Origin of the sequence: Burkholderia stagnalis (genome assembly GCF_039848545.1) — a bacterium.
Lineage (GTDB): Bacteria > Pseudomonadota > Gammaproteobacteria > Burkholderiales > Burkholderiaceae > Burkholderia > Burkholderia stagnalis.
The window spans coordinates 1,174,348-1,193,445 of sequence record NZ_CP156685.1; the positions used below are offsets into that span (position 1 = coordinate 1,174,348).

Here is a 19,098-nt window from a genome sequence, read left to right on the forward strand (position 1 = left end):
CACGATCCCCGATTGCGGACGCCGGCGTCCGGAGTGTCCGGAACTCTAGCCCAGTTTTTCTTGTTTTGCCGGCTCCCTACGATGGGCGTTCCTTCCACTGTCGAGGTCACGCCATGTCATCCCTGCCTGTCACCGCTTACGAAGCCGAACCGGACGCCGCGCTGCGCAGCCGGCTCGACGGCGCGCTCGAGCGCGCGCTCGCCGACGAGCGCATGGTCGGCGCGGTCGTGCTGGTCGCGCGCCACGGTGCGCTGCGCTACGCGCGCGCCGTCGGGCTCGCCGATCGCGAAGCGGGCACGCCCATGCGCGAGGACGCGCTGTTCCGGCTCGCGTCGGTCACCAAGCCGATCGTGACGGCCGCGGCCATGCGGCTCGTCGCGGCGGGCCGCATCGGGCTCGACGACCCGGTCGCGCGCTGGCTGCCCGACTTCACGCCGACCCTGCCCGACGGCCGGCCCGCGCGCATCACGCTGCGTCATCTGCTGTCGCATACGGCCGGCCTCGGCTACCGCTTCCTCGAAGCCGACGGCGACGGCCCGTATGCGCGCGCCGGCGTGTCCGACGGGATGGACCTCGCGCGCATCACGCTTGCCGATAACGTGCGGCGCATCGCGAGCGTGCCGCTGCAGTACGCGCCCGGCACGTCGTGGGGCTATTCGCTGGCGATCGACGTGGCCGGCGCGCTGATCGAGGCGGTCGACGGACGGCCGCTCGCCGACGCGGTCGCGGCGCTCGTCACGACGCCGCTCGGCATGACCGACACCGCGTTCGTCGCGCACGACGCCGCGCGCTTCGCGACGCCTTACGTGAGCACGGCCGGCGCGCCGCGCCGGATGGCGGACGCCGATCTCGCGCCGGTGTTCGACGACACCATCGGCATCCGCTTCGCGCCCGCGCGCGCGTTCGACGCGCAGGCATGGCCGTCGGGCGGCGCGGGCATGGTGGGGTCCGCGCGCGATTGTTTGGCGCTGCTCGAAGCGCTGCGCACCGGCCGCGACGGCTGGCTGGAAGCCGGCTGGATCGATGAGATGGCGCGCATCCAGCCGGGCGCGCACGATTTGCCGGCCGCGCCGGGGTTCGGCTTCGGGCTCGGTTTCTCGGTGCTGCGCGATCCGGCGGCCGCGCAGTCGCCGGAGTCGGTCGGCACCTGGCGCTGGGGCGGCGCGTACGGGCATGCGTGGTTCGTCGATCGTGCGGCCGGGCTGACGGTCGTCGCGCTGAGCAACACGCTGTACGAAGGCATGCACGGGCGCATCGTGACCGACGTGCGCGATGCGGTGTACGGCGTCGACGCACGGAGCGCGGCATGAGCGACTGCGCATCGGTTTCCGGGCGGCCCGCGCACGAGCAGGCGGCGGCGCGCGAACGCCTGCCGGTCGCGAACCTGCTCGCGCTGGCCGCGGCCGGCTTCGTCACGATCCTCACCGAGGCGCTGCCGGCCGGCCTGCTGACGCAGATGGGCCGCGACCTGCGCGTGACCGAGGCGCTGGTCGGCCAGCTCGTGACGGTGTACGCGATCGGCTCGATCGTCGCGGCGATCCCGCTCGTCGCGGCGACGCGCGGGATGCGCCGCCGCCGGCTCCTGCTGTCCGCGCTGGCCGGCTTCGTCGTGTCGAACACGCTGACGGCCGTCTCGCCGTACTACGTGCTCACGCTCGTCGCGCGGTTCGTCGCGGGGATGTCGGGCGGCCTGCTGTGGGCGCTGCTGGCCGGCTACGCGAGCCGGATGGTCGGCGAGCGGCTCCGTGGCCGCGCGATCGCGGTCGCGATGCTCGGCGCGCCGGTCGCGATGTCGATCGGCATTCCGGCCGGCACCGCGCTCGGCACGGCGCTCGGCTGGCGCATCGCGTTCGCGTGCATCACGCTCGCGGCGCTCGCGCTGATCGTGTGGGTGCGCGCGTGCGTGCCCGACCATCCGGGGCAGCCGGCCGGCGCGCGCCGGCCGGTGCTCGGCGTGCTGACGCTGCCCGGCGTGCGCCCGGTGCTGGCGGTGATGTTCGCGTACGTGCTGGCGCACAACATCCTCTATACGTACATCGCGCCGTTTCTCGCGGGGGCGGGGATGGGCGGCCAGGTCGACGCGGTGCTGCTCGTGTTCGGCGTGGCGTCGCTGGTTGGCATCGCGCTGACCGGCGCATGGATCGGCCACGCGCAGCGGCGGCTGACGCTCGCCGGCATCGCGCTGTTCGCATGCGCGGCGCTGATGCTCGGCGCGGGCGGCGGCGTGCCGGCCGTTTATGCGGGCGTCGCGCTGTGGGGGCTCGCGTTCGGCGGCGCGCCGACGCTGTTCCAGACCGCTGCCGCGAATGCGGCGGGGGACGCCGCCGACGTCGCGCAATCGATGCTGGTGACCGTGTGGAATCTCGCGATCGCGGGTGGCGGCATCGTCGGCGGCCTGCTGCTCGACGGGCCCGGTGCGGGCGTGATGCCGTGGGTGCTGGCCGGGCTGCTGGCGGCGGCATGGCTCGGCGCGTGGCGCGCGCATCGCCACGGGTTCACCGCGCCGCAGCCGGCGTGAGCGCGGCTGCGAGCCCGGTGCAGGTTCGGCGCGAGTTTCCCCTGGAACAGCATAGGCCGCTCATGGAAGCGCGGGCGGCGCGTGTCTCCATTCAAACGTGATAGCGCGCCAACGCAGACTGATCGACCATCCAACCACAGCATTGATTGGCAAAAGAGCCCCGCGTATGCGGGGCATCGGTCAGTCTCCATCGCAGCAGTTGTTGGGGCATCCGGGATTCAGCTGAAGCACGCCCATTCGCGCATCGTCTCCGTAGCTCGCGGGATTTCCAAGCGAGCCGACGTGTGTCTTTAGTTCTATGGGCGCGCGGACCAAGCCATCGTCAAGCGCAAGCTTCGCGAGCGAAACCGCTCGCGAGGCCGCCAAATCGTTGGGGCGATCCTCGTCGGGTTGCGCTTCCGCACTGATCGACAGCCATTGATGGACCGGATATTTTTTCTGCATTTCTGTCGCCCAATCAATTAATCTTTTTGTCTCTATCGGGTCTAGTGATTTCTCATTTTTATGAAATTTGAAAAATGCCTGTTGACTTGGGAGATTCACTGATCCTGCACATTTTGCCCAGACAGCGGATGGAAGTGCACACGACGCCGAAATGATGAGGATGGCGGAAATGGAAAATTTGTTCATAGATCCTCCGATTAATCAGAGTAACCGTATCGCTTTTCCCCGTAAAGCACATAGCCCGCCAAGCTGTCGGCATTTCTCAACGCTAGTTCTGAATTTCGTTGTCCCCACATTGCTAGCGGTGTCGAGATGGTGTACATGGAGTCGCCGCTCGCAAACGTATCGATGAAATGTGTTGCTTCGTGAATAATTGTTGAAACCCGTGAGTCGTGATCTTCATCTTCGTCGCGTAGTCCACTGCAAAATTTTTTGCTAATGCTGATTAAGCGTCTATCCGTGTTTGGTGCGCAAACGTGCGCTGCTTCACCATCCAGGTTCTTGAGATTGGGGCGCATCCTAGGATTTTGTCTGTTTCTGGATTGGCGCGTACTAAATTTGTCGGAGCAAGTGACTTTATTACTCCGGAAACTCGCCTGAAACCTGTCAGCAAATATTGGCGTGTCGTCTCATCGCTCACGCCGAACCAGAATTCCATGCGTTCTTTTGTTTTGTGATCGTTTATGTTTAAATCGGAGATTCGCCGATCAACGGCTTGCGCTGCCCACTCCAAAAGGCGTCTTGCCATAACGCGAAACTCCTTGTCAGTCATGTTGGGGCAGATTGGTGTAGTGTCAATATCCACGTAAACCACTGAGCCGGGGTTTGTATTGGTAACGGCACCTGAGTGCACGAGAAACCATTCGCTGTCTTCGTCTATGTCGAAGCCATATTGATTTTTTTCAGAGAATTCGTTCATCGATTCATTGTTCCTTCATATGGATTTTCAAGAATGCGCTGCCGTGTCGGTCTGCACCAGCATGGCTCCTGCGGTGCGTGAATCCCTCCTGCCTGCAGGCTGTGCAGTAGGTTTTCATGTAGAGCGTGGCGACTTGTACGGCTGGTGACGGGTTCGAGCAGGTTACTTTGCCGAGACCTTCGGTGATTACCGTGTTTCCGGCTCGGTCGCCTCTGGCGAGAACGTAGCGATCATGTTGCCCCGCTACCGGCCTTGTAGGCCCCGATATGGCTGACGTGGGCATCGGCAGGCCCGATGACCGCCGGGCGCTGGCGGCCATGCCCCGCGAGTGAGCCGGCGGTCGCAAAAAGATGGATTGGTGCCTTCTGCTGGTGACTCATCCAGACCTCCTTTCTCGACAAATGGGCGAGCACTACTCCGCACAGAATTTGCGCGAACGAGAAAGAAGAATCAATCAGACGAATTCGAAACTCGGACTACTGATTATTTTTTTGCGCCGCCCAACGGAAGAGGACGATGAGGGTGAACATTTTCCGATGCGTCTCCATGAGACGATGACTATGAACGGCCGAATCGAAGCCGATAGCCGAGCGAAAGTTCATCACACGCCCCGGAGCCCGCGGATATTGGCCGGGGCGCGCGGGTCGGCGTTTTACGCCTCCAGCGCCGCCCGCGCGCAGGCCTCGTCGGTGACGAGCCCCGACAGCCAGCCGCCGCGTAGCGCGGCGATCACCGCGTCGTGCTTCTTCGGCCCGCCCGCGAATGCGATCGTCGGCCGCTTCGGCGGCGTGCCGAGCGACACGCTCGTCACGCGCGCGCTGGTCGACGCCGCGATCCGGCGGCCGCGCGCGTCGATCGGCTCGCCGAGCAGTTCGGCCACCGCGCCGAGCGCGATCATCTCGTCGCGCTCAGGCGCGGTGATGAAGCCGTCCTCGTAAAGCGGGCAGTGCGGGCCGATGTTGCCGATGCCGACGAACGCGACGTCGGCTTCGCCGGACAGCGCCTCGACGATCCGGTACAGCCGGTGATTGCACCACTGCGCGCGCTCGGCGTCGCTGTCGGCGAACAGCGGCGCGGGCAGCAGGAAATGCTTGCCGCCCGTCTTCTCGGAGATGTACTGCGCGACGTCGTAGCGGTTCGACGAGCCGTCGGCGGCGATCGCGCCGACCATCGACACGAGCCGGTGCTGCGGCCGGTCGAGCTGCGCGATCTGCGCGACCGCGGCCTTCAGCGTGCGGCCGCTGCTGACCGCGATCACCATCGGCCGCGTCTCGTTCAGGTAGCGCTCCATCACCTGCGCGCCGGCGACTGCGAGCTTGCGGTCGATCGCTTCGGGCGCATCGTCGTCGACCGGCACGATTTCGCACATCGACAGGCCGTAGCGCTTCGACAGCTGCATGCCGAGGTCGAGGCAGTCGGCGAGCTGGTGATCGACGCGCACGCGGATCAGGTTCTTCTCCACCGCGAACGCGACGAGGCGCTGCGCGACCGGGCGCGACACCTGCAGCTTCTCGGCGATTTCGTTCTGCGTGTCGCCCGCGACGTAGTAGAGCCACGCCGCGCGGGTGGCGAGATCGAGTTTTTCTGAGGACTTGGGCACGATAGCGATTCGATTCGGATCTTGGCGGGCCGGCGGGCGGCGCAATGGGTTGCACTGTACCGCACTCGGCGCCGGCGGCCGTGCGCGCACCGCCCACGCGCGGCGCGCGGGCGCGGGCCGCTCAGGCGAGCCGCGCGCGCGACGGTTCGTAGAGCGGGCGCACGTGCGTGTACAGCTCGCGGAACGCCGCGAGGCGCGTGCGCAGCATCGCATGGCGGGCCGCATCGGGCACGTACTCCGCGCGCACCGGCGGCTTCGCGAGCACCGTGCGCGGATCGCCGCCGACCGCGAGCCAGCCGAGCCGCGCCGCGCCGAGCGCAGCGCCCGTCTCGCCGCCGCCGTGCTGGCGCGTGCGCACGTCCAGCGCATCGGCGATCAGCTGCGCCCAGAACGCGCTGCGCGCGCCGCCGCCGATCAGCGACAGGCTGTCGGTCTCGACGCCGGCCGCATGCAGCGCATCGAAGCCGTCGGCGAGGCCGAGCGTCACGCCTTCGAGCACCGCGTAGCCGAGATGCGCGCGCTCGGTCGCATGGGTCATCCCGAAGAACACGCCCTGCGCGTACGGGTCGTTGTGCGGCGTACGCTCGCCGGACAGGTAAGGCAGGAACAGCGGCGCGTTCGCCCGTGCGTCGGGGTCGAGCGCCTCGACTTCCGCGAGCAGCGCCGGCTCGTCGGTGCCGGTCAGCTTGCAGACCCAGCGCAGGCAGCTCGCCGCCGACAGCACGACGCTCATCAGCTGCCAGCGGTCCGGAATCGCGTGGCAGAACGCGTGCACCGCGGAGGCCGGGTTCGGCATGAAGCGGTCGCCGACGACGCTCAGCACGCCCGACGTGCCGAGCGACACGAAGCCGTCGCCCGCATGGATCGCGCCGATGCCGAGCGCGCTGGTTGCATTGTCGCCGCCGCCGCCCGCGACGACGACGGCCTCCGACAGCCCGAGTTCACGCGCGACGTCGGCGCGCAGCGTGCCGGACGGCGCATTGCCTTCGACGATCCTCGGCATCTGCGCGCGCGTCATCCCGCACGCGGCGAGCAGCGCGTCGGACCAGTCGCGGCGCGCGACGTCGAGCCACAGCGTGCCGGCCGCATCGGACGGATCGGACACCTTCGCGCCGGTCAGCCGGAAGCGCAGGTAGTCCTTCGGCATCAGCACGCACGCGGTGGCCGCGAACACGTCGGGTTCGTGCCGCGCGACCCACAGCAGCTTCGGCGCGGTGAAGCCCGGCATCGCGAGGTTGCCGGCGAGCGCATGCAGGCCGGGCGCGCGTTCGGTGAGCAGCGCGCATTCGTCGGCGCTGCGCATGTCGTTCCACAGGATCGCGGGGCGCAGCACGCGCTCGGCGCGGTCGAGCAGCACCGCGCCGTGCATCTGGCCGGACAGGCCGATGCCGCGCACCTGCGCGAATGCTTGCGGGTGACGCGCGCGCAGCGCGGCGAGCGCGTCGACGGTGCCGCGCCACCAGTCGTCCGGATGCTGCTCGGCCCAGCGCGGATGCGGCCGCGACACGGTGAACGGCGTGCCCGCGGTGCCGACGACCGCGCCGTCCGGGGCCAGCAGCAGCACCTTCACTTCCGAGGTGCCGAGGTCGATGCCGAGATACATGTGCGATCCGTTCCGTCAGGGGGGAGCCGCTACTTTAGCCGCGCGGGACGGCGTGTGCCAATGCCGGTTTGACCCGACGCGCGCGCCGCGCCGCGTGCGCGTCAGCGCGGCGCGAGCCAGGCGTCGACGCGCGCGAGCGCCGCGCGCATCGCTTCGAACAGCGCCGCGTTGCCGGCGAGCGAGCCCCATAGCTGACGGTCCGCGCACAGTGCGGCGACCGGGTCGCCCGCGCCGACGATCGCGCGCGCCGCGTGTTCGTCCATCACGCTGTCCTGGTACGCATACGGCAGCGCGCCGCGCGCCCAGCGTTCGAGAAAGCGCAGGAACAGCGCGGGCAGCACCGCGGTCGCGACGGGCGCCGCGCCGCGCGCGAAGCATTCGGCGAGCGTCGGCGCGATGAAGCCGGGAATCTTCGAGAAGCCGTCCGCGGCGACCCGCTGGTTCGTGTCGAGCACGTACGGATTGCCGAAGCGTTCGAGCACGACGTCGCGGTAGCGCGCGAGATCGAGCGGGCTCGGGCTCAGGCACGGGATCACGTCCTGCGTCACGTAGTCGTGCGCGAAGCGGCGGATCGCCGCGTCGTGCGTGCCTTCGTGGATGTAGGTGTGGCCCGCGAGCGTGCCGGCCCATGCGATGCAGCTGTGGGTCGCGTTGAGGATGCGGATCTTCGCTTCCTCGTACGGGTGCACGTCGTCGACGAGTTCCGCGCCCGCCAGCTCCCACTTCGGCCGGCCGGCCGCGAAGCGGTCCTCGATCACCCACTGGATGAACGCTTCGCCCATCACCGGGCACGCGTCGTCGACGCCGGTCGCCGCGCGCACGCGCTCGCGCACGTCGTCGGTCGGGCGCGGCGTGATCCGGTCGACCATCGCGCTCGGGCACGCGACGTTCGCATCGAACCACGCGAGCAGTTCATCCATGCCGCGCCGTTCGAGGAACGCGCGCATGCCCGCGCGAAAGCGCGCGCCGTTGCTGCGCAGGTTGTCGCAGCTCTGCAGCGTGAGCGGGCCCGCGCCGCGCTTCATCCGCTCGGCGAGCAGGGCCGCGAGCGCGCCGTACAGCGTCGTGCGCGCGCCCTGCAGGTCGGCTGCGAGGTCGGGGTTCGCGAGGTCGAGCCGGTTGTGCTCGTCGAGGTAGTAGCCGCCTTCGGTGACGGTGAACGACACGATCCGGCAAGCCGGATCGGCGCCCGCGTCGATCAGCGCGGCGAGATCGATCGACCACGGCAGCACGCGCGTGATCGCGCGGATCGTCTCGTACGCGCGCTCGCCTTGCGGCGTGACCGTCTCGAGCGTATAGACGCCGTGCTGCGCGGCGAGCGCGTCCATCGTCGCGCGCATGTCGTCGCGGATGTTGCCGACGACGAGCGACCAGCGCTCGGCGGCCGGCACGGCCGCGTTCACGCGATGCAGGTACCACGCCTGGTGCGCGCGGTGGAACGAGCCCGCGCCGATGTGCAGCAGCACGGGCGCGTGGGCGGGGGACGAATCGCTCATCTGATGTCTCCTGTCGACCGGGGTTGGCGCCTGGGCACGCCGCCCGGATCCCATGCAGGCGGGCGGCCGCCTGCGGTCGCGATAGATCATTTGCTCTCTATGTGGGCGAATGATCGTATCGGGGCGAGCGAAAGTCAAGGCAGGGACGTGGACTTTCGATGGTGCGCTGCGGCGAGGCCGGGCAGCCGCTGGCGACGGCGGCGCGGCGGGGTGAGCGCGATCGGCTCGGCGGGAAGGGGGGAAGCGGCCCGCACGTCGCCATGACGGCGCCGGGCGGGCGGCAGGTTACAGCGTCGTGCGCACGTGCCAGAGCTCGGGGAACAGCACGACGTCGAGCATCTTGCGCAGGTACGGCGCGCCGCTCGTGCCGCCGGTGCCCTGCTTGAAGCCGATGATGCGTTCGACGGTCGTCACGTGGCGGAAGCGCCACTGGCGGAACGCGTCCTCGAGATCGACGAGTTCCTCGGCCATCTCGTACAGCTCCCAGTATTGCTGCGGATGACGGTACACCTCGAGCCACGCGGCCTCGACCGTTTCGTCGTGCTGCGTCGGCTGCGTCCAGTCGCGCGCGAGCCGCTCGGGCGCGATCGGGAAGCCGCGCCGCGCGAGCAGGCGCACGACCTCGTCGTAGAACGACGGCGCCTCGAGCGTCGCGCGCACCTGTTCGAGGATGTCCGGGCGATGCGCATGCGGCTGCAGCATCTGCACGTTCTTGTTGCCGAGCAGGAATTCGAGCTGGCGGTACTGGTACGACTGGAAGCCCGACGACTGGCCGAGATACGGCCGCATCGCCGAATACTCGGACGGCGTCATCGTCGCGAGCACGTTCCACGCCTGCACGAGCTGCTCGAGGATGCGCGACACGCGCGCGAGCATCTTGAACGCGGGCGGCAGCGCGTCGCGATGCACCGCGCCGAGCGCCTCGCGCAGCTCGAACAGCGCGAGCTTCATCCACAGCTCGCTCGTCTGATGCTGGATGATGAACAGCATCTCGTTGTGATCGGGCGACAGCGGATGCTGCGCATCGAGGATCTTGTTCAGCGACAGGTAGTCGCCGTAGCTCATCGACTTCGAGAAATCGAGCTGCGCGTTGTGCCAGCCGGCTTGCTCGCCGGCTTCGCCCGGCACGTGCGGCGCTTCGTGCGCGGGGCGTGCCGTTTGAGCGCCCGAGAACGGGCAACCCGCCGGCGCGTCGTTGCCGGGCGGCTGCATATGACCAGAGTTCACGACTGTCTCCAGGATTGAAAGAGGGGGCGGCGGGGCGCATGGCCCGCCGGCGCGTGCGCATCGCACGCGCCGGCCGGGGCCGCTCAGGTCACCGCGCCGCGCGTGGCGAACTCGGGCGCCTTCCACGCGCCGGTGTCGAGGATGTCGCGCAGCGTTTCGACCGCGTCCCACACGTCGACGAAGCGCATATAGAGCGGCGTGAAGCCGAAGCGCAGCACGTGCGGCTCGCGATAGTCGCCGATCACGCCACGCGCGATCAGCGCCTGCATCACTTCGTAGCCGTGCGGATGTTCGAAGCTCGCCTGCGAGCCGCGCTGCTGGTGCGCGCGCGGCGTGACGAGCTTCAGCGCGTGGCCTTCGCAGCGCGCCTCGACGAGCGCGACGAACGCGTCGGTCAGCGCGAGCGACTTGCGGCGGATCGCGTGCATGTCGGTCTGCAGGAACACGTCGAGCCCGCATTCGACCATCGACATCGACACGATCGGCTGCGTGCCGCACAGGAAGCGCGCGATGCCGGGATCGGGCGCGAACTCGGGCTGCATCGCGAACGGCGCGCGGTGGCCCCACCAGCCGGACAGCGGCTGCGAGAAATGCGCGTGGTGGCGCGCCGGCACCCACACGAACGCGGGCGAGCCGGGGCCGCCGTTCAGGTACTTGTACGTGCAGCCGACCGCGCCGTCCGCGTGCGCGCCGTTCAGGTCGACCGGCACCGCGCCCGCCGAATGCGCGAGATCCCACAGCATCAGCGCGCCCGCGTCGTGCACGAGCTGCGTGACGGCCGGCATGTCGTGCATGTAGCCGGTGCGGTAGTTCACGTGCGTGATCATCGCGACCGCGGTGTCCTCGCCGAGCGCGTCGGGCAGCTCGGCCGGATCGTCGATCAGGCGCAGTTCGTAGTCGCCGCCGAGCTGTTCGATCAACCCCTGTGCGATGTACAGGTCGGTCGGGAAGTTCGAGCGCTCCGACACGATCACGCGGCGCTCGGGCGCGCGCTCGGCCTGATAGCGCAGCATTGCGGAGAGCAGCTTGAACAGGTTGATCGAGATCGTGTCGGTCACGACGGTCTCGTCGGGCGCGCCGCCGATCAGCGTCGCGAGCTTGTTGCCGAGGCGGCGCGGCAGCGCGAACCAGCCGGCGGTGTTCCAGCTGCGGATCAGGCCGTCGCCCCATTCGGCGCCGATCACGTGCTGCGCGCGGGCGGCCGACGCGCGCGGCTGCGCGCCGAGCGAATTGCCGTCGAGGTAGATCACGTTGCTTGGCAATGCGAACTGGTCGCGCAGCGGGGCGAGCGGGTCGTCGCGGTCGAGCGCGAGCGCGTCTTCACGGGTCTTGATCATGATGGTCGGGTGCGGGTTGCGGGTGATTCAGTCGGGGCGGCCGGGCAGCTTGCGCAGCACGGCGCGCACGGGGCTCGCGTCGAGCGTCGCGAGCTTGAGCGGCAGCGCGATGAGTTCGTAGTCGCCGGGCGGCACCGCGTCGAGCACGATGCCTTCGAGGATCGCCATGCGGTGCGCGCGGATGCGACGATGCGCATCCATCGTCTTCGATTCCTGCGGGTCGAGCGATGGCGTGTCGATGCCGATCAGCTTCACGCCATGTTCGGCGAGCAGGTCGATGGTCGCGGGCGCGACCGCGCAGAAAGCCGGATCCCATTGCGCGGCGGGCGCCTGCGCATAGGTGCGCAGCAGCACGCGCGGCGGCACGCCGTCGAGCGCGGCCGCGACGGCGTCCGGCGTGACGACCGGCGATGTGCCGATGCAGTGGATCACGCGGCACGGGCCGAGGTACACGTCGAGCGGCACTGCGCCGATCGGCGCGCCGTCGGCGTCGTAGTGCAGCGGCGCGTCGGTGTGCGCGCCGGTGTGCGGCGACAGCGTCAGGCGCGCGACGTTGACGGGCGAGCCGGCTTCCATCCGCCACACGCGTTCGACCGTGACGGGCGTGTCGCCCGGCCACACGGGGGTGGCGGGATCGACGGGCGGGGAGATGTCCCAGAGTGTGTCCATGGCATGACGAATCGGCGAATTGATGCTTCGCATGATAGGCGGACGCTCGCAGAAAGTGCTTGCGAAATAGCCGTGGACAAACCGCCAGATTGGCAGATAATTCGAATCACAGGGAAAACGGGGACCAAAAATGCACGCGATCACGCTCGATGCCACCGACTGCCGGATTCTGGCGGTCCTGCAGGAGGAAGGCAGAATCAGCAACCTGGACCTGGCGGAACGGATTTCGCTGTCGCCATCGGCCTGCCTGCGGCGCATGCGCCTGCTGGAAGACCAGGGCGTCATCGAGCATTACCGCGCCTGCCTGAGCCGCGAGAAGCTCGGCTTCGAGCTGGAGGCATTCGTGCAGGTGTCGATGCGCAACGAGCAGACGCAATGGCACGAACGCTTCGCCGAGGAACTGCGCGAATGGCCGGAGGTGGTCGGCGCGTTCGTCGTGACGGGCGAGAGCCACTACCTGCTGCGCGTGCTCGCGCACAATCTCAAGCACTATTCCGATTTCGTGCTCAATCGCCTGTACAAGGCGCCGGGCGTGATGGACATCCGCTCGAACATCGTGCTGCAGACGCTGAAGGACGAGGCAGGCCCGCCGGTCGCGCTTGCGCGCACCGGCGCGATCAAAGCCGTGTGAGGCCGTGGAAGGCGCCGCCGTGGAACACGAGCGGCGCGGCGGCGGCGGCATCCGGATGCACGCCGCAGCGCTCGACCTCGCCGACGAAGATCACGTGGTCGCCTTCGTCGTAGCGGCTGCGGTTGTGGCATTCGAACCATGCGATCGCACCGTCGAGCACCGGCATGCCGGAGTTGCCGGCCGCGTGCGCAATGCCCTCGAAGCGGTCGCCCTTGAAGGTCGCGAAGCGCTTGCACAGCTCGAGCTGCGACGCCGCGAGCACGTTGACGACATAGTGGCTGTTGCCGCGGAACACCGGCATCGACGCCGATTTATGCGCGAGGCTCCACAGCACGAGCGGCGGGTCGAGCGAGACCGAATTGAACGAGCTGGCGGTGATGCCGACCAGTTGCCCGGACGGCGCGCGCGTCGTGATGACGGTCACGCCGGTCGCGAACTGGCCGAGCGCTTGCCGGAACGCGGCGGCATCGAAGTTCGGCGGGGTCGCGCGGGTCATCGGGCGGCCTTGCGGAACGAAGCGGGCGCGCCGGGCGCGCGGCGGGGGAAGCGGGCGAGGCGGATGACGGGCGACAAGGCGATCGGTCTGGAAGTGGGACGCATGGCACGATTTTAGCGGAATCGCGCCGCGCGGACGGAACCGGCGCGGCGCGGGCGGCGGCAGCGGCCGCCGGTTTGTCAGGCGGCGGCTTCGAGCCCCAGCGACAGCGCGCCGATCAGGATCAGGCTCGACGCCCACACCGTATCGAGGTTGAACCAGCTCCGCGACACGAATCGCAGCCCCAGGTAGCGGTACACGAGCCAGGCCATCAGGCCGCCGGCCGAGAGCATCGCGGCCGCATGCGTGACGGCCACGGCGAGCGCCATGCCGAGGCTGGCGTTGATCAGCGCCGCCGCGGCCCGGTGCGCGCGATCGAGGCCGATCCCGCACAGCCCGAGATAGATCGGCACGAGCATCAGCCCGGCCCCGTGCGCGATCGCGACCGCGAACGACCACAGGCCGAGCCGCGACGGCGGGATCCGCGCGAGCACGCGCGGGTGGCGTGGCCGGATCAGCAGCACCGCGCCGCAGCCGATCACGAGCACGCTTGCGCCGAGCCGGATCGGCGTCTGCCACGCGACCAGCGCGGCGAGCGCGCCGAACGGCAGCATCATCGCCAGCACCGCCAGCGCGTGGCCGAGCGCGAGATAGCCGAGCGCCGCGGCCAGCGCGCGGGTGCGGCGCGCCATCAGCCCGTTCGACACCGCGAGCGGCCAGCCCATCGCGGGATTGAACCCGTGATAGAGGCCGCTCGCGAGCACCGCCGACCAGAGGCCGAGCTGCGACGGCAGCATGCCGCTCACGGCCGGGCCGACGGATAGCAAAACGAATCGGTCGAGCAATCGCCGCCTTCGAGCCGGATCTGGTGCGCGCGGTAGCCGTCCGGAAACTCCACCCAGTAGTCGTTCGCAAGCGCGAGGCCGCCGTCGGGCCCCGCATGCGCCATCACTTGCGCGCCCGGCACGCCGTCCGGGTAGAACTGGTCGTCCCACGTCGAGTACAGCGAGTTCGTCCAGTAGACCCGCTTGCCGTCGCGGCTGATCTCGACCATCTGCGGCCCGCCCGCGAAGCGCTTGCCGTTCGCGTGCGGCGTGCACCGCACGATGCCGCCGATATGGACCGATCCGGCCAGCTTCGGCTTGCGCGGGTCGCTGACGTCGTACTGGCGCATTTCGCCGGTGCCCCAGCAGGACACGTAGAGAAACCGGTCGTCGAGCGACAGGTCGATGTCGGTCACGAGCGGCGGCACCGCGCCGAACGGCTTCAGCAGCGGCGGCAGCTGGTCCGCGGGCGCGGGCTCGGCCGGGATCGTCGCGGTCTTCTCGACGTGGAACCGGCCGCCTTCGCGCCACCAGGTCCAGATCGACCCCTCGAGGTTCGTCGTGTCGATCACGACGCCGAGGAAGCCGTATTCGCGCGCGGGATCGTGCGCGGGCCGCACCTCCAGCGCCATCTGGTGCTGCGCGCCGAGGTCGATGGTCTGCACGTTGCGCCGCGCGCGCAGGTCCCAGAAATGCAGCCGGTGCCCGTACCGGTTTGCGAGCAGTTCCTCGGGGACGATGCCGTTCTCGAACTGCGGCGGCAGCGCCCATTCGCTCGACACCATGTAGTCGCGCGGCAGGTTCCACCAGAAGTCGTAATGCTTGTCCTGCGAACCCCGGTCGATCTCCCAGCGGCCGACGACGTCGAAGGTCTCGCAGTCCATGATGAAGATGCCCGGCTGCCCGTCCGTGCCGTCCTTGCCGGCGCCGCCCAGCGTGCTCACGTAGATCCCTTCGGGGCCGCAATGGACCGTGTGCGGCCGCGAATAGCCGGTCTTGCTGAACACTTCGTCGGGTTCGATGATCTTGTGGATGCGCGCCTGGGTCGGGTGCGGATGCGTGTCGATGACGTAGATGCGCGACGAGCGCAGGCCCGGGATGATCAGGTAGCGGCGCTGCAGGAACGCGTGGCCGGTGAGCGGCGACAGCGCCGACGAGCACGCATTCCAGCCGAAGTGATGGAATTCGTCGCCGGTGGTCGGCATCGTCACCGTATGCACGATCTGGCCGTAGGTCTCCGAGCCGGGCTTCACGTCGATGACGGCGAGCGCGTCGGGGCGGGAGAAGTCGGGGCTGAGCAGCAGGGTGTAGGCGAACGATTCGGCCGGCGCGCGCATCGCGAGTTCGGGCGATGCGTGAAACGTCGGATCAGGCCGCATGGTCATGGTAGAGCCCTCGGTTGGGAGCCGCATCGCGCGGCGCGATCGTGGGCGCCGCGTGCAGCCTTGTTATGTGAGACGACCGGGCGGGTTGGCCGCCGCGGCCGGGCGGAGCTGCCGGCAGCCGCGGTGCCCGAGCGCGAGCGGGCGGCGCCGTCCTTCCATCGAGAAACGAAACAAATGCCGTGCGTCGGGTGAATCATCAACGGTGGGCCGGCGGGCGTGGCTGCCGGCCCTGGCTCGAGCGAGCCGTCGAGGCGAGTGAGGCCGCTGAAGCATCCAGCGCGCTGTCGCAGCGGACGGCGGTGCATCGGGATGAAGCGTGCGTCGAGTGTCCCGCCGGGGAACGCTGCCAGTTCGCGGCGGGTGTCGGCTAGTGTAGTCGAGAATGCACGGCGACGTGATTGCGCGCGAGGCCGGCAACCCAAACGCGATTCGAACGCGAATGCGATACTGCTGCACCTGCCGCCCGTCCCGTTTCTATACTGGACGGACCGCGCATGACGAACGCCGGGAGCCGGCGTGCATTTCCCGCCCGCTCCCTTCTCAACGGCTATTTGTATGAACGGATGGTGAACGAGATGCTTGAAACCGCGACTTTGGGAGGCGGGTGCTTCTGGTGTACGGAAGCGGTGTTTCTGGACGTCGACGGCGTGACGGCCGTCGAATCGGGCTACGCGGGCGGCCACACGCGCAACCCGGGCTACCGCGACGTGTGCGACGGCGACACCGGGCACGCGGAGGTCGTCAACGTCACGTTCGACCCGGCGCGCATCGGCTATCGCGAGATCGTCGAGATCTTCTTCGCGACGCACGACCCGACCCAGCTCAATCGTCAGGGCAACGACGTCGGCACGCAGTACCGGTCGGTGGTGTTCACGCATTCGGACGCGCAGCGCGACACCGCGCTCGACGTGATCCGCGCGCTGGAGCGCGAGCAGGTGTTCGGGCAGCCGATCGTCACGCAGGTCGTGCCGCTCGACGGCAACTACTGGCCGGCCGAGGATTACCACCAGAACTACTACGCGCGCAATCCGGGCCAGGGCTATTGCTCGGTCGTGATCGGGCCGAAGCTCGCGAAATTCCGCCAGAAGTTCGCGCACCGGCTGAAGTCGTCGCGCGGCGCTTGATCGGCCGACACGACCGACACGACCGACACGACCGACACGACCGACACGACCGACACGACCGACACGACCGACACGACCGACACGACCGACATGGCCGATACGGCCGATACGGCCGATACGGCCGATACGGCCGATACGGCCGACACGCCGACACGCCGACACGCCGACACGCCGACACGCCGACACGGCCGCGGGGCCGGCCGGCGCTCGCCGTCAGGCCGCCTCGCCGCGCCAGTTCGCGCACGCGGCGGCGATCTCGCGCGCCAGCGCGATGCACGACAGCGGCGCGGACCCCTCCGCCTTGTTGTTGATCGTGATGATCACCGGCTGGCCCGCCATCGCATAGCGCGCGGCCAGCTCGGCGAGCGCCGAGCGCGTGTGCGGATCCTCGTCGACGAGCCGGTCGAACGGCTCGTACTTCGCTTTTGCCTGTTCGTATTTGAAGCCGCCGTGCAGGCTCCAGCGCACGATCAGCGGGCCCGGCGCGTCGCCGTCGAGCAGCGCGAGCGCGGCCGCCTGCCTGAGCGGGTCGGGCATCCGTGCGTGCAGGCCCACGCAATAGCGCACGCCGTGCGCGGCGAGCGCGCGGATGAAGCGCGGCGTGAGCAGGCTCGCATCGCGGATCTCGATCGCATAGCGCGGCGCGTCCGGTTCGGGCGGCAGCGGCGGCAGCGCCGCGAAGAACGCGCCGAGCCGGTCGATCAGCGCGGCCGGGTCGGCGAGCAGCGTGTCCGGCAGCGGCGAGAACTGGAACACCAGCACGCCGGCCTTCGCGCCGAGCCCGTCGAGGCACGGCCGGACGAACTCGTCGGTGGCGAGCTGCGCGTTCAGGAAGGTCGGATTCGGCCCGGACGGCTCGCCGCGCCGGCCGCGCAGGACCGCATCGGTGACCGACGCGGGCGCCTTGACGACGAAGCGGAAATCGTCCGGCACCTGCTGCGCGTAGCGAAGGTAGTCTGCGACGGACAGCGGGCCGTAGAACGACCGGTCGAGGCTCACGCTCTTCAGCAGCGGATGCGCGCCATATGCTTCGAGCCCTTCGCGCGACAGCTTGGTTTGCGCGAAGTCGCCGTCGTAGACGATGCCGTTCCAGCCGGGGAAGTACCACGACGACGTGCCGAGCCGCACGTTCGGCGGCAGCCCGGCCGCGGCGGCCGCGACGTCGGGCGCGATCGGCGCGGGCGGTACGCCGCGCCGGCGCTTGCCTTTCTTCGACACGGGCGGCGGCGCGGGCTCGTCCCACAGCAGGCCGGTGGAGGGCGGGGAGGTTTCGTCGGCTGGGCGGCGTGGCGCATGCGATCGCGTCGGCGGTGCGCCGCCGTCGTCGTCGTCCGGCGTCGGATCGACGTCACTGCCGGCGTTCGCACGGGTGTCGTCATCCGCGGCGGGAACGGCGCGTGCGTCATCGGGCGCCGCGCCGAACAGGTCGAACTGTCCGTCGGCGGGCGTTCCGTCCGAATCGTCGTGTTGTTTCCGTCCTGGCGGCGCCTTGCGCCGCGTCCTGCCGTCATCCATGCATGCCGTGCGTGAAGCGCCGCCTAGCGCGGCAGCGCGTGTTCGTACATATAGCGCCGCGACCACGGCAGCGTTTTCGCGCTTTGCCCGGCCTTGCGGCACACGATCTGGAAGATCGACACGTCGTCGTGCTCGAACGCATACGCGCAGCCGGCGAGGTACACGCGCCAGATGCGGAATTTTTCGTCGTCGACGAGCTTTCTGGCCTCCTCGGCCTTCGCCTCGAAGTTGTCGGTCCAGATGTCGAGCGTGCGCGCATAGTGCCGCCGCAGGCTCTCGACGTCAATCGCTTCGAGCCCGCCGCGCTGCGCGGCCTCGAGCGCGAGGCTGATGTGCGGCAGCTCGCCGTCCGGGAACACGTAGCGGTCGATGAACTCGCCGCCGCCGAGCGCGGTTTCGCCGCTTTCGGCATCCGTCGACGTGATGCCGTGGTTCATCGCGATGCCGTCGTCGGCGAGCAGCTCGCGCACGCGCGAGAAGTAGAGCGGCAGGTTCTTGCGGCCGACGTGCTCGAACATCCCGACGCTCGTGATGCGATCGAACTGGCCGTCGATCTCGCGGTAGTCCTGCAGGCGGATCTCGATCTGGTCCTGCAGCCCGGCCGCCTTCACGCGCTCGGTCGCGAGGTCGAACTGGTTCTGCGACAGCGTCACGCCGAGGCATTGCGCGCCGAACTTGCTCGCCGCGCGCAGCACCAGCGCGCCCCAGCCACAGCCGATGTCGAGCAGGCGCTGGCCCGGCTGCAGCTGGATCTTCGTGAGGATGTGGTCGATCTTCTTGATCTGCGCGGTCGCGAGATCCTCGTCGCCGTTCTCGAAGTACGCGCACGAGTAGACCATGTTCTCGTCGAGCCACAGCCTGTAGAACTCGTTCGACACGTCGTAGTGATACTGGATCGCTTTCTTGTCGGTGTTCTTCGTGTGGCTGAAGTAGCGCCTCACGCGCGCGAGCTTGCTCGCGCTCGTCACCGTGCTGCGCGCGAGCGAGTAGCCGATGTTGATGATGTCCGACAGCTTGCCGTCGATGTCGATCTTGCCCTTCACGTACGCCTCGCCGAGGTTGTCGAGGCTCGGTTCGAGCAGCAGCGGCAGCGCCGACGCGCTGTTGACCTTCAGCGTGACCTGCGGCGCGGCGAACGTGCCGAAATCGAGCTGATCGCCGTTCCACAACACGAGACGCGCCGGAATGTTCGCCTTCGCCCGTACTTCGTCCGCCCACTGTGCCAGCTTCTTTTCCCAGAACATTTGGAATCTCCGTTGTCCGTTGAATCG

The 19,098-nt window shown here is 68.8% G+C and carries 19 protein-coding genes; 4 read left to right on the plus strand and 15 right to left on the minus strand.

Annotated elements, in window-relative coordinates; genetic code table 11:
• The first annotated feature begins 113 nt into the window (after positions 1–113).
• Together ABFO07_RS05580 and ABFO07_RS05585 are read left to right on the plus strand one after the other, a co-directional pair.
• The gene (locus ABFO07_RS05580; protein WP_059958400.1) at positions 114–1,310 is read left to right on the plus strand and encodes a serine hydrolase domain-containing protein; all 1,197 of its coding nucleotides are present in this window, start codon (positions 114–116) and stop codon (positions 1,308–1,310) included.
• The gene (locus ABFO07_RS05585; RefSeq protein ID WP_059879716.1) at positions 1,307–2,518 is read left to right on the plus strand and encodes an MFS transporter; all 1,212 of its coding nucleotides are present in this window, start codon (positions 1,307–1,309) and stop codon (positions 2,516–2,518) included. The genes ABFO07_RS05580 and ABFO07_RS05585 overlap by 4 nt, the downstream gene beginning before the upstream one ends.
• 180 nt (positions 2,519–2,698) lie before the next feature.
• Here ABFO07_RS05585 and ABFO07_RS05590 read toward each other — a convergent pair whose 3' ends face one another.
• From ABFO07_RS05590 to kynB, 9 genes are all read right to left on the minus strand, one after another.
• Positions 2,699–3,148, minus strand: coding sequence for a hypothetical protein (locus ABFO07_RS05590; protein ID WP_347468521.1), 450 nt, complete (start codon positions 3,146–3,148; stop codon positions 2,699–2,701).
• Between the two features lie 11 nt (positions 3,149–3,159).
• Positions 3,160–3,480: a M35 family metallo-endopeptidase gene (locus ABFO07_RS05595; RefSeq protein WP_347468523.1), complete on the minus strand. Its 321-nt coding sequence runs from the start codon at positions 3,478–3,480 to the stop codon at positions 3,160–3,162.
• The gene (locus ABFO07_RS05600; RefSeq protein ID WP_347468672.1) at positions 3,408–3,881 is read right to left on the minus strand and encodes a hypothetical protein; all 474 of its coding nucleotides are present in this window, start codon (positions 3,879–3,881) and stop codon (positions 3,408–3,410) included. Before ABFO07_RS05600 ends, ABFO07_RS05595 begins: the two co-directional genes overlap by 73 nt.
• Before the next feature lie 652 nt (positions 3,882–4,533).
• Positions 4,534–5,481 carry a sugar-binding transcriptional regulator gene (locus ABFO07_RS05605; RefSeq protein WP_430733045.1) on the minus strand — a complete coding sequence of 316 codons (948 nt, stop codon included), beginning with the start codon at positions 5,479–5,481 and terminating at the stop codon, positions 4,534–4,536.
• A 121-nt stretch (positions 5,482–5,602) separates the two neighbouring features.
• Positions 5,603–7,084, minus strand: a complete 1,482-nt coding sequence (xylB, locus tag ABFO07_RS05610; protein WP_059923436.1) for a xylulokinase — start codon at positions 7,082–7,084, stop codon at positions 5,603–5,605.
• 101 nt (positions 7,085–7,185) lie between these two features.
• Complete coding sequence (dalD, locus tag ABFO07_RS05615; protein WP_059985296.1) at positions 7,186–8,580, minus strand: D-arabinitol 4-dehydrogenase; 1,395 nt, start codon at positions 8,578–8,580, stop codon at positions 7,186–7,188.
• Between the two features lie 285 nt (positions 8,581–8,865).
• A complete protein-coding gene (kynA, locus tag ABFO07_RS05620) occupies positions 8,866–9,792 on the minus strand; it encodes a tryptophan 2,3-dioxygenase (protein ID WP_059557248.1) in 927 nt (308 codons plus the stop codon).
• 98 nt (positions 9,793–9,890) lie between these two features.
• Positions 9,891–11,144, minus strand: coding sequence for a kynureninase (gene kynU / locus ABFO07_RS05625; protein ID WP_430733046.1), 1,254 nt, complete (start codon positions 11,142–11,144; stop codon positions 9,891–9,893).
• Positions 11,145–11,171: 27 nt separating this feature from the next.
• Positions 11,172–11,813, minus strand: coding sequence for an arylformamidase (gene kynB / locus ABFO07_RS05630; RefSeq protein WP_060014539.1), 642 nt, complete (start codon positions 11,811–11,813; stop codon positions 11,172–11,174).
• A gap of 130 nt (positions 11,814–11,943) precedes the next feature.
• Here kynB and ABFO07_RS05635 point away from each other — a divergent pair, with 130 nt between their 5' ends.
• On the plus strand, positions 11,944–12,444 hold the full coding sequence (locus ABFO07_RS05635; protein WP_017334015.1) for an Lrp/AsnC family transcriptional regulator: 501 nt from the start codon (positions 11,944–11,946) through the stop codon (positions 12,442–12,444).
• Here the strand turns inward: ABFO07_RS05635 and ABFO07_RS05640 are convergent.
• From ABFO07_RS05640 to ABFO07_RS05650, 3 genes are all read right to left on the minus strand, one after another.
• Positions 12,431–12,940, minus strand: coding sequence for a flavin reductase family protein (locus tag ABFO07_RS05640; RefSeq protein WP_059802068.1), 510 nt, complete (start codon positions 12,938–12,940; stop codon positions 12,431–12,433). The two genes, ABFO07_RS05635 and ABFO07_RS05640, sit on opposite strands and share 14 nt — an antisense overlap.
• 179 nt (positions 12,941–13,119) lie before the next feature.
• The gene (locus ABFO07_RS05645) at positions 13,120–13,776 is read right to left on the minus strand and encodes a hypothetical protein (RefSeq protein WP_155636389.1); all 657 of its coding nucleotides are present in this window, start codon (positions 13,774–13,776) and stop codon (positions 13,120–13,122) included.
• A gap of 5 nt (positions 13,777–13,781) precedes the next feature.
• Positions 13,782–15,188 (minus strand): selenium-binding protein SBP56-related protein, encoded by a 1,407-nt coding sequence (locus ABFO07_RS05650; RefSeq protein ID WP_347468529.1) that lies wholly within the window; start codon positions 15,186–15,188, stop codon positions 13,782–13,784.
• 563 nt (positions 15,189–15,751) lie between these two features.
• Between ABFO07_RS05650 and msrA the strand changes: the two genes are divergently transcribed.
• Positions 15,752–16,312 carry a peptide-methionine (S)-S-oxide reductase MsrA gene (msrA, locus tag ABFO07_RS05655; RefSeq protein ID WP_059557259.1) on the plus strand — a complete coding sequence of 187 codons (561 nt, stop codon included), beginning with the start codon at positions 15,752–15,754 and terminating at the stop codon, positions 16,310–16,312.
• Here the strand turns inward: msrA and ABFO07_RS05660 are convergent.
• The 3 genes from ABFO07_RS05660 to ABFO07_RS05670 form a co-directional block, all read right to left on the minus strand.
• The gene (locus ABFO07_RS05660; protein WP_347468531.1) at positions 16,228–16,458 is read right to left on the minus strand and encodes a hypothetical protein; all 231 of its coding nucleotides are present in this window, start codon (positions 16,456–16,458) and stop codon (positions 16,228–16,230) included. The genes msrA and ABFO07_RS05660 overlap by 85 nt on opposite strands.
• Before the next feature lie 67 nt (positions 16,459–16,525).
• On the minus strand, positions 16,526–17,827 hold the full coding sequence (locus ABFO07_RS05665) for a DUF72 domain-containing protein (protein WP_347468532.1): 1,302 nt from the start codon (positions 17,825–17,827) through the stop codon (positions 16,526–16,528).
• A 23-nt stretch (positions 17,828–17,850) separates the two neighbouring features.
• Positions 17,851–19,071: an SAM-dependent methyltransferase gene (locus ABFO07_RS05670; protein ID WP_059802059.1), complete on the minus strand. Its 1,221-nt coding sequence runs from the start codon at positions 19,069–19,071 to the stop codon at positions 17,851–17,853.
• Positions 19,072–19,098: the final 27 nt, after the last annotated feature.

Bases quoted from the DNA above. Each gene is read 5' to 3' on its own strand.
- ABFO07_RS05585 (WP_059879716.1), top strand. From the start codon at position 1,307: ATGAGCGACTGCGCATCGGTTTCCGGGCGGCCCGCGCACGAGCAGGCG.
- ABFO07_RS05665 (WP_347468532.1), bottom strand. From the start codon at position 17,827: ATGGATGACGGCAGGACGCGGCGCAAGGCGCCGCCAGGACGGAAACAA.
- ABFO07_RS05640 (WP_059802068.1), bottom strand. From the start codon at position 12,940: ATGACCCGCGCGACCCCGCCGAACTTCGATGCCGCCGCGTTCCGGCAA.
- ABFO07_RS05600 (WP_347468672.1), bottom strand. From the start codon at position 3,881: ATGAACGAATTCTCTGAAAAAAATCAATATGGCTTCGACATAGACGAA.
- kynU (WP_430733046.1), bottom strand. From the start codon at position 11,144: ATGATCAAGACCCGTGAAGACGCGCTCGCGCTCGACCGCGACGACCCG.
- ABFO07_RS05635 (WP_017334015.1), top strand. From the start codon at position 11,944: ATGCACGCGATCACGCTCGATGCCACCGACTGCCGGATTCTGGCGGTC.
- xylB (WP_059923436.1), bottom strand. From the start codon at position 7,084: ATGTATCTCGGCATCGACCTCGGCACCTCGGAAGTGAAGGTGCTGCTG.
- ABFO07_RS05650 (WP_347468529.1), bottom strand. From the start codon at position 15,188: ATGACCATGCGGCCTGATCCGACGTTTCACGCATCGCCCGAACTCGCG.
- kynB (WP_060014539.1), bottom strand. From the start codon at position 11,813: ATGGACACACTCTGGGACATCTCCCCGCCCGTCGATCCCGCCACCCCC.
- ABFO07_RS05590 (WP_347468521.1), bottom strand. From the start codon at position 3,148: ATGAACAAATTTTCCATTTCCGCCATCCTCATCATTTCGGCGTCGTGT.
- dalD (WP_059985296.1), bottom strand. From the start codon at position 8,580: ATGAGCGATTCGTCCCCCGCCCACGCGCCCGTGCTGCTGCACATCGGC.
- ABFO07_RS05580 (WP_059958400.1), top strand. From the start codon at position 114: ATGTCATCCCTGCCTGTCACCGCTTACGAAGCCGAACCGGACGCCGCG.
- ABFO07_RS05595 (WP_347468523.1), bottom strand. From the start codon at position 3,480: ATGCGCCCCAATCTCAAGAACCTGGATGGTGAAGCAGCGCACGTTTGC.
- ABFO07_RS05645 (WP_155636389.1), bottom strand. From the start codon at position 13,776: ATGCTGCCGTCGCAGCTCGGCCTCTGGTCGGCGGTGCTCGCGAGCGGC.
- ABFO07_RS05670 (WP_059802059.1), bottom strand. From the start codon at position 19,071: ATGTTCTGGGAAAAGAAGCTGGCACAGTGGGCGGACGAAGTACGGGCG.
- msrA (WP_059557259.1), top strand. From the start codon at position 15,752: ATGGTGAACGAGATGCTTGAAACCGCGACTTTGGGAGGCGGGTGCTTC.
- kynA (WP_059557248.1), bottom strand. From the start codon at position 9,792: ATGCAGCCGCCCGGCAACGACGCGCCGGCGGGTTGCCCGTTCTCGGGC.